Consider the following 12085-nt stretch of genomic DNA (forward strand, 5'->3'; position numbering starts at 1 on the left):
TGCCTTCGGGATGTCCGTGCGATCAGAAGTCCGCGTCCCGGAAGTCGGGCTCGCGGTCGTCGTTGAATGCGCCGATGCCCTCGGCGCGGTCGGGATGGATCGCCGTCCGCCAGTGGGCGTCCATCATGATCGCGATGGCCTGCTCGACCGGCTGCCCTTCGCCCAGCTGGACGGCGCGCTTGACGGCCTGGACCGCGGTGGGGGAGTTCCCGGCGATCTTCCGCGCGATGGCGAATGCGGCGTCGAGCAGCGCTCCGGTGGGATGCAGCTCGTTGACCATGCCGAGCCGATGAGCTTCCGCGGCGCTGATCGGGTCGCCCGTCAGCAGCATCTGCATCGCCGGGCCACGCCCGAGGAGCCGCGGCAGGAAGACGGGAGAGCCGCCGCCCGCGGCAAGGCCGAGCATCGCCTCCGGCTGCGCGAACGACGCGCTCTCGGAGGCGATGATGAAGTCGCAGCTCTGCGCGAGCTCCGAGCCGCCGCCGTAGGCTACGCCGTTGACCGCTGCGATGATCGGCGTGCGGAGCTGCCGCACCGTGTACAGGGTGCGGTCGAAGTCCTGCCGCTGTCGCAACCACTCCTCCTTGGTCATCCGGTTGCGCTGCCGGAGATCGCTGCCGATGGAGAACGCGCGGTCGCCCGCGCCCGTGAGGATGACGACCCGCACCTCGGTGCGCACGGCGACGTCCTCCAGGGCCCGTGTGAGGCGGGCGCCCAGTTCGGTCGTGATCGCGTTCCCCGCGTGCGGCCGGTTGAGGGTCAGCAGCACGATCCGGCCGCCGTCGTGGTCCTCGGACAGCACCGACGAGGCCGGCTCCTCGGCGTCCGCGGGCGGCAGCGGGAAGTCGAGGTTCTTCCACCGGCCGATTCCAGCCGTATCGGTCATCGCATCCTCCTCGGTTCGGGCAGGTCAGGGCAGCTCGGAGAGCCAACGCATCGCCGACAGGCTCGGCGCGAAGCAGTACTCGCCGCCGCGGGTCACCACGAACGGCGGGACCGCGGTCAGCCGTCGCCGGATGGGGTGGTGCGGGATGGTGAAGTCGCTGGGTCCGCGTGCCGAGCCGACCAGTGGATCCGCCTGGTCCGGCGCGCCGATGAAGATGCCGTCGTTCAGCCACTGGGTCTTCACGAACTCGAACTGCCGGCGGATGTGGGTCCCGGCGAAGACGAAGATGATGCCGCGATCCACCCCGTCGTCGTCGAGGACGCCTTCGGGGAGCTCGGGGCCGTAGCTGGTGCCGCGCCGGATCATCCGGTGGAGGCGGACGTCGACGCTGCCGTCGCCCTCGAGCGCATCCCGCGGGTTGGCACGGCGGGCGTGCGCGCCGACGGGGCAGCGGAAACCCCGCGGGTCGTCGCCATACGTGAAGTCGTTGTTCCGGTGCGGGTCCGCGCCCAGGGAGGGGTCGTCCGCGTCGGGGGAGACGGCGAGCGGTGCACCGGACTGCCAGCGACCGACCATCTTGGCGCCCAGCAGGGCTTCCTCCTGGCGGTCGGCGGCCTTCTCCCGCAGGTAGCGACGGTAGTCGGCGACCTTGGTGTGCAGCTTGCGGAACACCACGTACGTGCCGTTGCGGCCGAGGACGTCCGGCGTCGGCATCGGAGGGAGTTCGCCCGTCTCGTCGGGGTAGCCCAGCACGATCTCGCCGGCCTTCAGCGGCCGCTCGTGCGGGTTGGTCGGCGGGCGCCCGCTGCCTTCGACCGCAGGCTGGCCGATGCCGTCCTTGAACCCGAACGAGGTGCGTCCGGTGGGGAGCTGGTAGGCGTCCTGCCGCCAGACGACGGTGATCCCGGGCAACTCCTGCTGGGCACGGCGCGCCCGCTCGGCCACTGACTCCAGCCGCGCCCGGTCGGGGGAGAGCACGGCGATGGCGACGTGAACCTCGGCTGTCCCGAGCGGATGCTCCCAGTGCTCAGGGGCGCTCTCGCCGACATCGCCGAGGTGGGCGGCGCGTGCCGCCATGCCCTCGCGGAACTCCGGCGAGAACGAGTCGAGGGACTCTTGCGGCACTCCGAGTGTGGCAAGCCCCTGGTAGGTGAACGCGACGGTGATCCAGGCGTCACGGCTCGGGTCGTCGGACGGGACACCGGAGTCGACCAACGGCACCAGCCTCCGCACCAGCTCCTGGCCGGCTGCCCGGTCGTCGATGCGCAGCAGGACGTACGTCGCGACGTAGGGCGACGGCCTCTCGTGCAGCGCGCCGCTCTGGATGTCGTCGAGCTCGAGGACGACTTCCTCCGTCCCGGGCATCAGTGGTGCTCCGGCTTCTCGGGCGGCTCGGGGTTCGGCTCAGCCAGGTACGGGAACGTGCGGGAGGCCGGCCGGGAGGACGCATCCACGCCGTCCCGGATGGTCGGGCCGTTGCCGGCGTTGATGAAGGTGGTGAAGAAGGTGTCCATCATGTCGTCGTTCACGGCTCTCCCGCCGCAGGTCGTGTGCTCACGACCCTTCATCGCGGCGAGCTCGATCTCCAGGAACGAGCCCGCCTCCTGGTACGGCTTGTCCAGATCGACGACGAGGTAGTCGGCGAGCACCAGCTCGGTGAGCGGATGCCGTCCGTCCACCGGAGGCCAGTCGACGGTCCCGTCGAGGGAGTCCCAGAACGCGAGATTCGCATCGAGCCGTGCGCGGTAGGCGCTGAGATAACCGTCCTCGAGGTGGAAGCCGTCCTCCATGTTGTACAGGTCGCGGAGCTCGATGTCCCGGTTGACCTGATCGAACTGCTTGGGCGCCAGCAGCATGTTCTTCACCTCGGGACGCCCCACCCGCTCGATCCGCACGGTGAAGACGCCGCGGGTCAGGGTCTCGGCGATCACACCGAACAGGTGGCCGTCGCCCAGCAGGGCGCGATCGATCTCGACGACCAGGCCGAGCACATCCTTGCCGTCCATGAAGATCGCCCCGGGGTCGGTGAACGCCAGTGCGCCGGTCGCGATCGTCTTGAGGGCCGCGGGGGCGTCGAGGATGAACGGATCCCACCGCACTCCCGCGAAGACTCGGACGCCGTGCTCCGCGCTGCCGGCCTCGTCGTTCACGCGGAACTCGACGACCTCGCCCGCCGGCGTCGTGATGCGACCCGTCTGCGTGAAGGTGCCGTCCTCCGAGCGGGAGGGGGGTTCGAAGACGCAGTCGAAGCGGAGCTCCCGCTCCCCGGGCGTGAACGGCGCGCCGTCGTCCGTGTTCGGGGCCAGCGGCCGCAAGCGGAACCGGTAGATCAGCCCCTCCGAGAACGCGTCCGTCGGCTTCGCGAACGGGAGCGTGTCCATCACCACGACCAGGGCGTCCGGCCGTTCGGGGCTCGGGAAGGCGTAGACGTCGGTGATGTCCGCGATGGGGTTCGAGATCGCCCGGGGGCCGGAGATGTGATCCGACATGCCGGGTCAGTCCGCGGCTTCGTCGAGCAGCGGGCGGAGCGCGGGATGCTCCAGGGCAGCGGCGGCGTCGGGGTGGTCGAGCACCTCCTGGAACGCGGCGGCGACCCGCAGCGCCTTGCGGATCTGCTTCACCGTTCCGGGGTAGTTGCGGGCGTAGGCGGCGGCGCGTTCCTGGGCGCCGAGGATGAACTGCTTCTCCGTCGCGAGGTCCGGCAGGCCCTCGTAGCCCTCGGTGTGCCGGAAGATGACGTCGAAGAGCGCCAGCGTCGGTCCTGAGTTGAAGAAGTCGTCCATGTAGGCGTCCCACGGCCCGTCGAAGCTGGTGACGAAGAGCAGGCGCGTGTCGTCGTCGAACAGCACGAAGCGTGCCTCATGGATGGTCTTGATGGCGACGTCGTAGTCGCCAGGTCGGTATCCAGGGGTCTGCTGAAGATCGCTCAACGCCTGACGCAACGCCTGCGACTCGCCCTCCTTCACCCGGAAGAAGAGGCTGAATTCGCTGGTCGGGCCGACCGTGAGACCCGGATCCGACGCGGCGTTTTCGGTGACAGTCATTGCGTTCTCCCTGCTCGAGTTCCCGGTTGGGGGCATCATGCGCCCGTGAGGCTCACCTCGGCTAGGGAGCATCTGCGGCTGTCATCGATGCGCCTCCGCGGCCGTTTGGTGTCTGTCTCACGAGGCCCCTGTTGCGGTATGAAGTGCCCATGCCCACGACACATGGTCAGGGGCCGACCCGGGTGCCGCTCCTCGGCCAGCTTCGTTCGTATCAGCGTGGGTGGTTGCGCGGTGATGTCATCGCTGGTGTCACGGTTGCCGCCCTGATCGTCCCGAAGAACCTGGGCTACGCGGGCATCGCGGGGATCCCTCTGCAGAACGGCCTCTATGCGGCGGCCGCCGGAGCCATCCTGTACGCGATCTTCGGCACCAGCCGACAGATCTCGATGGGTCCCAGTTCGGGTCTCGCGGCCGTTGCCGCCAGCGCCGTGCTGGCGGCGGGCATCGCCGGCGAGCAGGATGTGGCGTCGTTCGTCGCCGGCATCACGCTCGCCTCCGGCATCCTGTTCCTGCTGCTCGCCGTCTTCAAGATGGGGTGGATCGCGCAGTTCCTCTCGCGAGCCGTGGTCACGGGGTTCCTGTTCGGTGCGGCGATCGATGTGGTGATCGGCGAACTTCCGAAGCTCACCGGGACGAAGACCACCGGCTCCAACCCGATCCAGGAGCTGTGGTCGTGGTTCGGGACCCTCGGGGATGCGCACGGCACGACCGTGCTCGTCGGCGTGATCTCGCTGGTCGTCGTCTTCGGACTCCGGCTGGTCGCGCCGCGGATCCCCGGTGCGCTCGTTCTCGTCGTGGGCGGGCTGCTGGCCGCCGCGCTGTTCAACCTGGGCGACAAGGGCGTGGCCCTCGTCGGCGATGTGCCGCGCGGGCTCCCGGTGCCTCAGCTCCCGAACGGTCCGCAACTGTGGGAGCACGCGGGCACCGTCGCGCTCGCGGCGGTGGCGCTGGTGATGATCGGGTTCTCCCAGACGGCCGGGGACGCCCGCACGTTCGCCGCCAAGCACCGCTACGAGATCGATATCAACCAGGAGTCGCTCGCCCAGTCCTTCGCCAACATCGCCGCCGGTCTCTTCCAGGGGATGCCGGTCTCGACGAGCCTGTCCGCGAGCTCCCTGAACGACCGTTCGGGAGCGAAGACCGGTCTGGCCTCCCTGACCTCGGGAGTCACCGTCCTGCTCACGCTGCTGTTCCTTGCACCGCTGTTCTCTTCCCTGCCCAAGGCGGTCCTCGGAGCGTTGATCATCGAGGCGGTCGTGTCCGGCATGATGGACTTCCCCGAGATGCGGCGGCTGTTCCGCGTGAAGAGGGTCGACTTCTGGATCGCCGTCGTCGCGCTCCTCGCAACCTTGGTCTTCGGTGTGCTGGCCGGCGTCATCATCGGGATCGTCCTCTCGCTGATCTGGCTGGTCGCGGTGGCGACGCACCCCGAGATGCCGACCCTCGCACGGGAACGGGGAACGCAGGTCTTCCGGGAGGTCGAGTCGCATCCGGGGGATGAGATGGTGCCGGGCGTGGCGGTGGTCCGGTTCGACGGCGGGCTCTTCTTCGCCACCGCCGACGCTCTGGAGGACCGCCTCCGCCAGGTCATCCACGACAACCCGGAGCTGACCGGGATCGTCATCGACTGCGGCGGGATCAACTTCATCGACTCCCAGGGGGCCGCGACGATGGCGGACATCGTGACCCTCACCCGCGACGCGAACGTCAACCTCCGCCTCACCCGTCTGAAGCCGGGCCCCCGCGCCGTCCTCGAACGCGACGGTGTCATCGAGCAGCTGGGCGCGCAGAGGATCCACGGCAACATCCATCGAGCAGTCCAGGCGGAGGTGTCGGACCCGGAGGACGGCCCCGATCGCGAGTGACTTCCCAAGCGCTGTCGCCGCGTGTCATCGTGCGACTCGCGGGGACACGGGCTCCTGTGCCCGAGGCGATGGAGGTGTGATGGTTCATGTCACAAGGCACGGCACGCCGTGGGGTGTGCCGGCCGTCGGAACGTCGCTTCTGCTCGGCGCCGCGCTGGCCCTCAGCGGATGCGCGACCGGCACGAGCGAGCTCGACCGCGCCCAGGCTCAGGTGACCGCCAAGGAGAAGGCGGTGAAGGAGGCCGAGGCGACCGCGTCCACGTCGGCTCAGACATTCTGCCAGGCGAGCGAGACCTACATCCGCGCGCTGGATCGGTATGGGGATGTGCTGGCCGAGAGCGCTCCGACCGTCGGCGACGTCCGGAAGGCGGGCTCCGACCTGGCCAAGCCCCGGGATGCGGCATTCGACGGCGCGCAGGCCGCGGTGGACGCCCATGCGGAGTTGGCTGCCGCGCGCCAGGACTTGGCCGAGGCCCAGGCGGCCCTCGAGGCCGCGAAGTCCGGCTCCACCGGTTCTCCGAGTGCCGCAGCTCCCAGTGCAGCCTCGCCTGGTCCCACCGCTACGCCGCTGGTTCCGGCAGCGACCGTCGACCGGGTGAAGAAGGCGGAGGACGACTTCGCAGCCGCACAGGAGTCGATCACCGACGAAACCCCCCTCGCCGACGCGTCGCAACGGTTCAACTCCGCCGCGGTCGCTCTCGAATTCGCCTGGCTGCGATTGTTCGCCGACGCGGGATGCCTCACCGGCGACGAGGCCGAGAAGGCGCAGGCTGCGGTGGCGTCCTACGTGACCGCGGTCCAGCAGGACCTCGCCGCGGCGGGCTACTACTCCGGCGCGGTGGACGGGATCTACGGCCCCGAGACGACCGCCGCGGTGGAGGCGCTCCAGAAGGCGCATGGGCTCACGGTCACGGGTGCCATGGACAAGGCGACCGCTGCCGCGTTGCAGGCTCAGCTCGCCGCGCTCGGCGGCGCGGCCGCGCAGCGCGACACCGCGACGACGGCCGCGCTTCAGCAGACGTTGAAGCTCGCCGGATACTGGACCGGGCCGATCGACGGGGTCTGGAGTCCGGCGCTGACCGACGCGGTGAAAGCCCTGCAGAGCGACCTGGGCCTGCCTCCGACCGGTGTCGTCGACGCCGTCACCGTCAACGCCTTTCACCAGGCCCTCGCCGCGGCGAAAGCGCCGGCGCCTACGGCTACCCCGAGCCCTTCCGGCTCATCCGGCTGAGCACGACGACCGGCGGCCCTTCGTCCCCGGGCCGTCAGCGGCCCGGGGACCGGCCCGCTACGTGAAGATCGCCCACTCGACGCGGTCGAGGATCATCGGCTGGCCCTTCGCGATGACCTGCCAGGTCGCCTCGTCACGGCCCGCGTACTCGACCAGGATGGTCGTGTACTTCCCGTCGCCGGCCACTCGGTCCCAGCGGACCAGAGAGATCATCTGCCCGCACCGCAGATACGGGACAGGTGCCGACTCATCGGGGTGCGCTTGGTGCTGTACAGCTGCATGGATCGCCATGACATCCCCTCCCGACTGTCTCGTCCGGCCGGCGCGCTCAGGAGCGCACTTCGCGGCCGTGGACGGTGACCGCGTAGATCACGAGGACATCCAGCGCGATCATCACGAGGGACCACCAGGGCTGCGCGGGCAGCGACATCACGTGACTGACCGCGTTGATCGCGACCACGATCGCGACGACGATGCGCGCCCAGGCCCGACCGGTGAGCAGGAAGAACGCCAGCACGACCATCACCAGACCGACGATCAGTGACCACCAGCCCCAGCCGGCCACGTCGAACGATGCCGCCCTGCCTTGCGGGCCGACGAAGTAGGCGGTGTTCGGCCCGACGATCGCCATGATCCCGTAGAAGATGTCGATGGCCGCGCCGAGCAGGAGAAGGATTCCTGCGAAGTAGATCCAGCCCACCCAGCCGGTCCTCTCGCTGGCGGCATGAGCTTGTGTCTGAGACATCACTACCAACCTCTCCGGGCGGGATCTCGACGCGCGCCCTCATCCTGTAGCCCGCATGATGCAGTGATGTGACGGGGGTTGGCTATACACCGTTTCGCTCACTGACCGGTTTGGTCGGCGATGTGTCGAGTGGGGGATTCCTTGAACGATCCTGCTCGCCCTACCGGCGGGCTGACGCGAGGAGGGCCTCCGTGTGTTCGACGACTTCACGGGGTCCGTCATGCTGGCGGAGCGCCTCGCCGATGCGTTCGGCGCCCGTCCGGTAGGCGTCCCCGCCGGAGACCCGCCGCCACGCGCGCAGGATCGCACGCGGAGACGGTGTTCCCGTGCGGAGATTGATCCCGGCGCCGGCCCAGGTGACGCGGGCTGCGACTTCCGGCTTGTCCAGGTCTCCGCCCGCGACCACCAGAGGGACGCCGTGGTGCAGCGCTGCCAGCACGCCGCCCCACCCGCCGTTGGTCACCATCACGTCGACGCGGGGCAGCAGCCGATCGTACGGGAGCAGGTCTGCGACGCGGGCGTTCGGCGGCGCAGGGAACGGCAACTCGCTGTTCCCGCGCACTCCGGTCGCGACGGCAAGCTGTACCCATTGACGTCCGAGCGCTGCGAATGTCGGCCGGATGAGGTCGGCAGGATCCACATTCTGGGTGCCCTGCGTCACGTGCACCACCGGACGCGGGTCCGCGAGCGATTCCGGCCACCACGCGGGCTCCGGGATGCCGCTCCCGGCATGGTCTGCGAGTTCGCCGACCCAGACGATCCGCCCCGGCCACTGAGGCCGGGGGTACTCCAGTTGCTCGACGCCGCTGGCGCACACCAGATCGCGCGAGTACAGCGCCTCCTGGAAGGTGAGTGCCGTCGGTGGAAGGCCGGCGAGCGCGCGTTGCTCGTGGAACGCACGCTGAATCGGGCGGGATGCGGCCGAGAGCGCCGCCCAGAGTGCGCGGTCTCGCAGGCGGCCGAGCACCGACGTCGCCGGTTGCAGGCCCAGGCCGGGCGGCGGAGCACCCGGGGAGGGCGTCGCGAGGGGGACGAGCGCGACCGTGACCCGCGGAGTGCCGGTCCGTTCGGCGGCCAGATGCGCGCCGAGGGAGAGACCGTCGGCGACGAGGACATCCCAAGGCCGCCTGTCGAAGGACGCCGTCAGGTCGGCGCACTGCGCGGCTCCCGTCCGGACGAACAGGTCCTCGACGTTCACGATCAGCTGGCGGGGCCCCTTCCGGCCGCGCAGCCGCGGGAACGTCGGGGACAGGTCGTTCTCGTCGAAGTCCGGCGCCCTCATCCACAGCACCGGTTCCGCCCCGTCGGCGCGGAAGGCGTCGGCGTGGGCCGACCCTGTGTACACGCGCACCCGGTGCCCGGCCGCAGAAAAGGCGCGTGCTACCGCCCGCATCGGCGCGACGTGGCCGGAGAACGGCATGACCGCGAGCATCACCTCTGCCATGGCAGCCATGGTGAGGCATTCGGGCCGGACGGCGCTAGAGCGGTGGTGCGCTCAACCGTCGACAGACTCCAGCGAGACCGCGCGCTGATCAACCGTGATGCTCCTGGCCCATCACTCGAGCAGTACCTTGACCTTGCGCCGGTGCCACACGATCGGCGCCGGTAGCTCGTCGCTCATCAGGGACAGGACCCGGAGCACGATGATGTCGTGGTCGCCGGCCGGGTAGGTGTGCTCGACGACACACTCCAACCACGTGGGCGAGCCTTCGAGGAACACCGCACCGGACGGCAGTTCGGCCTTGCGTACGCCGCGGAGCCGGCTCTGCTTGTCCCGTGACGCCAACTGGCTCGTCTTCCCCGCGTGGTCTGCTCCCAGGACGGACACTCCTATCGTCGGCGCAGCCGCCAGGTCCGGCCAGGTGGTCGAACTGCGCTGCACAGCGAACGACACCATCGGGGGATCGAAGGAGACGCCGACCGAGAACGATGACGCGATCATCACCACGGGCTCGTCCGCGATCGTTGCGGCGAGCGCCGCCACCCCGGAGGGGAAGCCCGCGAATGCGGCCCGCATCTCGTCCGGATCGGTCGTGAAGTCGTACGTCATCGTCATCGCGATCGCCCCTCGCCGAGCGACGCCTGAATGGCGGCGCCCCAAGCCGCGACGTACTTGTCCAATGTGCCGTCCTCCGGGTACCGGGAGTCCAGCTGGTACAAGCCCTGGGCCGGGCAGACCGCGCCGAGTTCGACGAGCACCGGCTTGAGGCTGAGTTCAGGAGCGAGTGCGTGGGCGGGGCCGGCGCCCAGCATGAACGGCACCGCGACCTGTCCGGCGAGGCCGTCGGCCGTCGCGAACTGGTCGAGGAAGAGTTTGAGCAGGCCGGAGTACGTGCCCTTGAAGGTGGGCGACGCGGCGATCACGAGGTCCGCCTCCTGCACCCGGGCTACAGCCTCCCGGACGAGCGGATCGCCGAAGCCGAGGAGCCCGTGGCCCAGCTCGGAGACCTCGATCGTCTCCGCTCGCGCGCCAAGGGCTGCGGCGAGGCGCTCGGCGGCGTCGCGGGTGCGCGACTGCGGCTTGGGATTGCCCACGATGACTGCTGCTGTGACCATCAGGCCTTCGTCCTTTCGTCTGATTCGCGGTCGCGGAGCAGGGAGCGTGCGTCCCGCTCGTCGTCCCGCATCGCCTGGATGAGCTCCTCCGCGGTGCCGAAGGCGCGCTGGGCGCGGAGGAGGAGCCCGGGGGTGAGCTCGGCGCGGCGGCCGTACAGGTCGCCTGCGAAGTCGAGGACGTGCACCTCGACGGTTCTCGCCCGGCCGGGGAAGGTGTCGTTGCTGCCGACCGAGATCAGCGCGGGCCGGGGCTCCCGCCAGGTCTCGGCCCGGAAGGCGCCGACGTACACGCCGTCGGCGGGCGAGCGGGCCGGGTCCTCCAGATCGAGGTTGGCGGTGGGGAAGCCGAGGTCGTGCCCGGTCCCGGCTCCCGGCACGACGGTGCCCACGAGGACGTCGTCGGCCGCCGGGCGCGCCGGCAGGAGGGCCGCGGCGACGATGCTCACCACGCCGACGGCCGCCAGTGCGGCGAGCGAGGCGGCGGTGCCGGTCGCCGCGAGCACCACCGACGTCACGGCGCTCCCCAGCACGGCACCGAGCTGCTTCATCGCGTTGAAGGCGCCGGACGCCGCGCCGATCGACGACCGCTCGACCGAGCTGACCGTCGCGATCGAGAACGGCGACCACAGGAACGAGTTCGCGATCCCGAACAGGGCGAAGACGGCGGCGATAGCCAACAGCGGCGCCCCGGCCCAGACGAGCGCCGCCGTGCCGCCGATGGAGGCGACCAGCGCCGCGCCGCCGATGACGGCGACCACCCGTAGGCCGACCGTGTTGTTGAGGCGTGCGGAGAACGGCGCAGCAACGAGGCAGACCAGCCCCATCGGCACCAGGACGACCGACGCCGTGACGACATTCAGCCCGCGCTCGGCCTGCAGCGCCAGCATCAGCGGGATGGGCGCGGAGCCGACACAGAACGCAGCGGCGGCGGCGCCCCAGGACGCGGTGACGAAACCGCGGCGGCGGAGCAACGCGACGGGCAGCAGCGCACGGTCGCCCGACCGCCGCTGCACCCACACCACGCCGACCACGAGCATGATGCCGACCACGACGAGGAGCCACCGCGGCACCCCCGCAACGGTGGGCGATGCGGCATCGGTGCCCTGGATCCCGAGCACCAGTGCGCATCCGCCGAGCGCGTTGCCCGCCATCGCCCACAGCGGGATGCGCGCCGGATGCCGCTCGGAGACCGGCACCCATCGCAGGACCGCGACAGCGGTGACCAGACCGATCGGCAGGTTGACCGCGAAGATCGACGGCCAGCCTGCGGCCCCGACAAGGAGCCCGCCGAGGATCGGCCCGGCGACTGTCGCGGCTCCGCCGACCGCACCCCAGATCCCGAGGGCGATCGCGAGCCGCGGCGGGGCGAACAGCGTCCGGATGATCGTCAGGCACTGCGGAGTCATGAGCGCCGCCCCGACCCCCTGCGCGACGCGCCAGCCGATCAGCGAGCCGATGTCCTGCGACAGCGCGCACAGCACCGAGCCGACGGTGAACGCCGCAAGCCCGATCAGGTAGACCCGCCGGCGGCCGAACCGATCGCCGAGCCGGCCCGCGATCAGCAGCGGGACGGCGTAGGCGATGAGGTAGCCGCTATTGACCCAGATCGCGAGGGTGGCCGTGGTGCCGAGGCCCGTGATCAGCGCGGGCAGAGCCACCGAGGTGATGGTGCTGTCCAGCAGGAGCATGAAGAAACCGAGGCAGAGGCTGCTCAGGGCCAGCCAGTCCGCGGTCGACCGCCGCACCGCGCCGCTCATC

Annotated in this window: 12 protein-coding genes; 2 read left to right on the forward strand and 10 right to left on the reverse strand. The window is 70.2% G+C overall.

Features of this window, described 5'->3' with window-relative positions; genetic code table 11:
* Positions 1 to 22: 22 nt before the first annotated feature.
* The 4 genes from QRN40_RS09910 to QRN40_RS09925 are packed head-to-tail and all read right to left on the reverse strand — an operon-like array spanning position 23 to position 3930.
* A complete protein-coding gene (locus QRN40_RS09910) occupies positions 23 to 886 on the reverse strand; it encodes an enoyl-CoA hydratase/isomerase family protein (RefSeq protein WP_285115439.1) in 864 nt (287 codons plus the stop codon).
* Between the two features lie 24 nt (positions 887 to 910).
* Entirely contained in the window at positions 911 to 2251 is a 1341-nt protein-coding gene (locus QRN40_RS09915) for a Dyp-type peroxidase (RefSeq protein ID WP_285115440.1), read from the reverse strand.
* Positions 2251 to 3375: a DUF4331 family protein gene (locus tag QRN40_RS09920; RefSeq protein ID WP_285115441.1), complete on the reverse strand. Its 1125-nt coding sequence runs from the start codon at positions 3373 to 3375 to the stop codon at positions 2251 to 2253. Before QRN40_RS09920 ends, QRN40_RS09915 begins: the two co-directional genes overlap by 1 nt.
* 6 nt (positions 3376 to 3381) lie before the next feature.
* Entirely contained in the window at positions 3382 to 3930 is a 549-nt protein-coding gene (locus tag QRN40_RS09925; RefSeq protein ID WP_285115442.1) for a hypothetical protein, read from the reverse strand.
* A gap of 149 nt (positions 3931 to 4079) precedes the next feature.
* Between QRN40_RS09925 and QRN40_RS09930 the strand changes: the two genes are divergently transcribed.
* Both QRN40_RS09930 and QRN40_RS09935 read left to right on the forward strand, forming a co-directional pair.
* Positions 4080 to 5795, forward strand: coding sequence for a SulP family inorganic anion transporter (locus tag QRN40_RS09930; protein WP_285115443.1), 1716 nt, complete (start codon positions 4080 to 4082; stop codon positions 5793 to 5795).
* A gap of 79 nt (positions 5796 to 5874) precedes the next feature.
* Entirely contained in the window at positions 5875 to 7026 is a 1152-nt protein-coding gene (locus QRN40_RS09935) for a peptidoglycan-binding domain-containing protein (RefSeq protein WP_285115444.1), read from the forward strand.
* A 57-nt stretch (positions 7027 to 7083) separates the two neighbouring features.
* Here the strand turns inward: QRN40_RS09935 and QRN40_RS09940 are convergent, their stop codons facing one another.
* The 6 genes from QRN40_RS09940 to QRN40_RS09965 all read right to left on the reverse strand — a co-directional run bounded on the left by QRN40_RS09940 (position 7084) and on the right by QRN40_RS09965 (position 12084).
* Positions 7084 to 7239, reverse strand: coding sequence for a hypothetical protein (locus QRN40_RS09940; protein ID WP_285115445.1), 156 nt, complete (start codon positions 7237 to 7239; stop codon positions 7084 to 7086).
* Positions 7240 to 7354: 115 nt separating this feature from the next.
* Entirely contained in the window at positions 7355 to 7771 is a 417-nt protein-coding gene (locus tag QRN40_RS09945; RefSeq protein WP_285115446.1) for a DUF7144 family membrane protein, read from the reverse strand.
* A 160-nt stretch (positions 7772 to 7931) separates the two neighbouring features.
* Positions 7932 to 9215: a glycosyltransferase gene (locus QRN40_RS09950; RefSeq protein ID WP_285115447.1), complete on the reverse strand. Its 1284-nt coding sequence runs from the start codon at positions 9213 to 9215 to the stop codon at positions 7932 to 7934.
* A 111-nt stretch (positions 9216 to 9326) separates the two neighbouring features.
* Positions 9327 to 9827, reverse strand: coding sequence for a flavin reductase family protein (locus tag QRN40_RS09955; RefSeq protein WP_285115448.1), 501 nt, complete (start codon positions 9825 to 9827; stop codon positions 9327 to 9329).
* Positions 9824 to 10327, reverse strand: coding sequence for an NAD(P)H-dependent oxidoreductase (locus QRN40_RS09960; protein WP_285115449.1), 504 nt, complete (start codon positions 10325 to 10327; stop codon positions 9824 to 9826). The genes QRN40_RS09955 and QRN40_RS09960 overlap by 4 nt, the downstream gene beginning before the upstream one ends.
* Positions 10327 to 12084: an MDR family MFS transporter gene (locus QRN40_RS09965; RefSeq protein WP_285115450.1), complete on the reverse strand. Its 1758-nt coding sequence runs from the start codon at positions 12082 to 12084 to the stop codon at positions 10327 to 10329. The genes QRN40_RS09960 and QRN40_RS09965 overlap by 1 nt, the downstream gene beginning before the upstream one ends.
* Position 12085: the final 1 nt, after the last annotated feature.

This window comes from Leifsonia sp. fls2-241-R2A-40a (genome assembly GCF_030209575.1).
Taxonomy (GTDB): domain Bacteria; phylum Actinomycetota; class Actinomycetes; order Actinomycetales; family Microbacteriaceae; genus Leifsonia.

What these genes read in the sequence shown, in the direction of transcription:
- QRN40_RS09910 (WP_285115439.1), bottom strand. Translation starts at nt 886, where the DNA reads ATGACCGATACGGCTGGAATCGGCCGGTGGAAGAACCTCGACTTCCCG.
- QRN40_RS09915 (WP_285115440.1), bottom strand. Translation starts at nt 2,251, where the DNA reads ATGCCCGGGACGGAGGAAGTCGTCCTCGAGCTCGACGACATCCAGAGC.
- QRN40_RS09920 (WP_285115441.1), bottom strand. Translation starts at nt 3,375, where the DNA reads ATGTCGGATCACATCTCCGGCCCCCGGGCGATCTCGAACCCCATCGCG.
- QRN40_RS09925 (WP_285115442.1), bottom strand. Translation starts at nt 3,930, where the DNA reads ATGACTGTCACCGAAAACGCCGCGTCGGATCCGGGTCTCACGGTCGGC.
- QRN40_RS09930 (WP_285115443.1), top strand. Translation starts at nt 4,080, where the DNA reads ATGCCCACGACACATGGTCAGGGGCCGACCCGGGTGCCGCTCCTCGGC.
- QRN40_RS09935 (WP_285115444.1), top strand. Translation starts at nt 5,875, where the DNA reads ATGGTTCATGTCACAAGGCACGGCACGCCGTGGGGTGTGCCGGCCGTC.
- QRN40_RS09940 (WP_285115445.1), bottom strand. Translation starts at nt 7,239, where the DNA reads ATGATCTCTCTGGTCCGCTGGGACCGAGTGGCCGGCGACGGGAAGTAC.
- QRN40_RS09945 (WP_285115446.1), bottom strand. Translation starts at nt 7,771, where the DNA reads ATGTCTCAGACACAAGCTCATGCCGCCAGCGAGAGGACCGGCTGGGTG.
- QRN40_RS09950 (WP_285115447.1), bottom strand. Translation starts at nt 9,215, where the DNA reads ATGGCAGAGGTGATGCTCGCGGTCATGCCGTTCTCCGGCCACGTCGCG.
- QRN40_RS09955 (WP_285115448.1), bottom strand. Translation starts at nt 9,827, where the DNA reads ATGACGATGACGTACGACTTCACGACCGATCCGGACGAGATGCGGGCC.
- QRN40_RS09960 (WP_285115449.1), bottom strand. Translation starts at nt 10,327, where the DNA reads ATGGTCACAGCAGCAGTCATCGTGGGCAATCCCAAGCCGCAGTCGCGC.
- QRN40_RS09965 (WP_285115450.1), bottom strand. Translation starts at nt 12,084, where the DNA reads ATGAGCGGCGCGGTGCGGCGGTCGACCGCGGACTGGCTGGCCCTGAGC.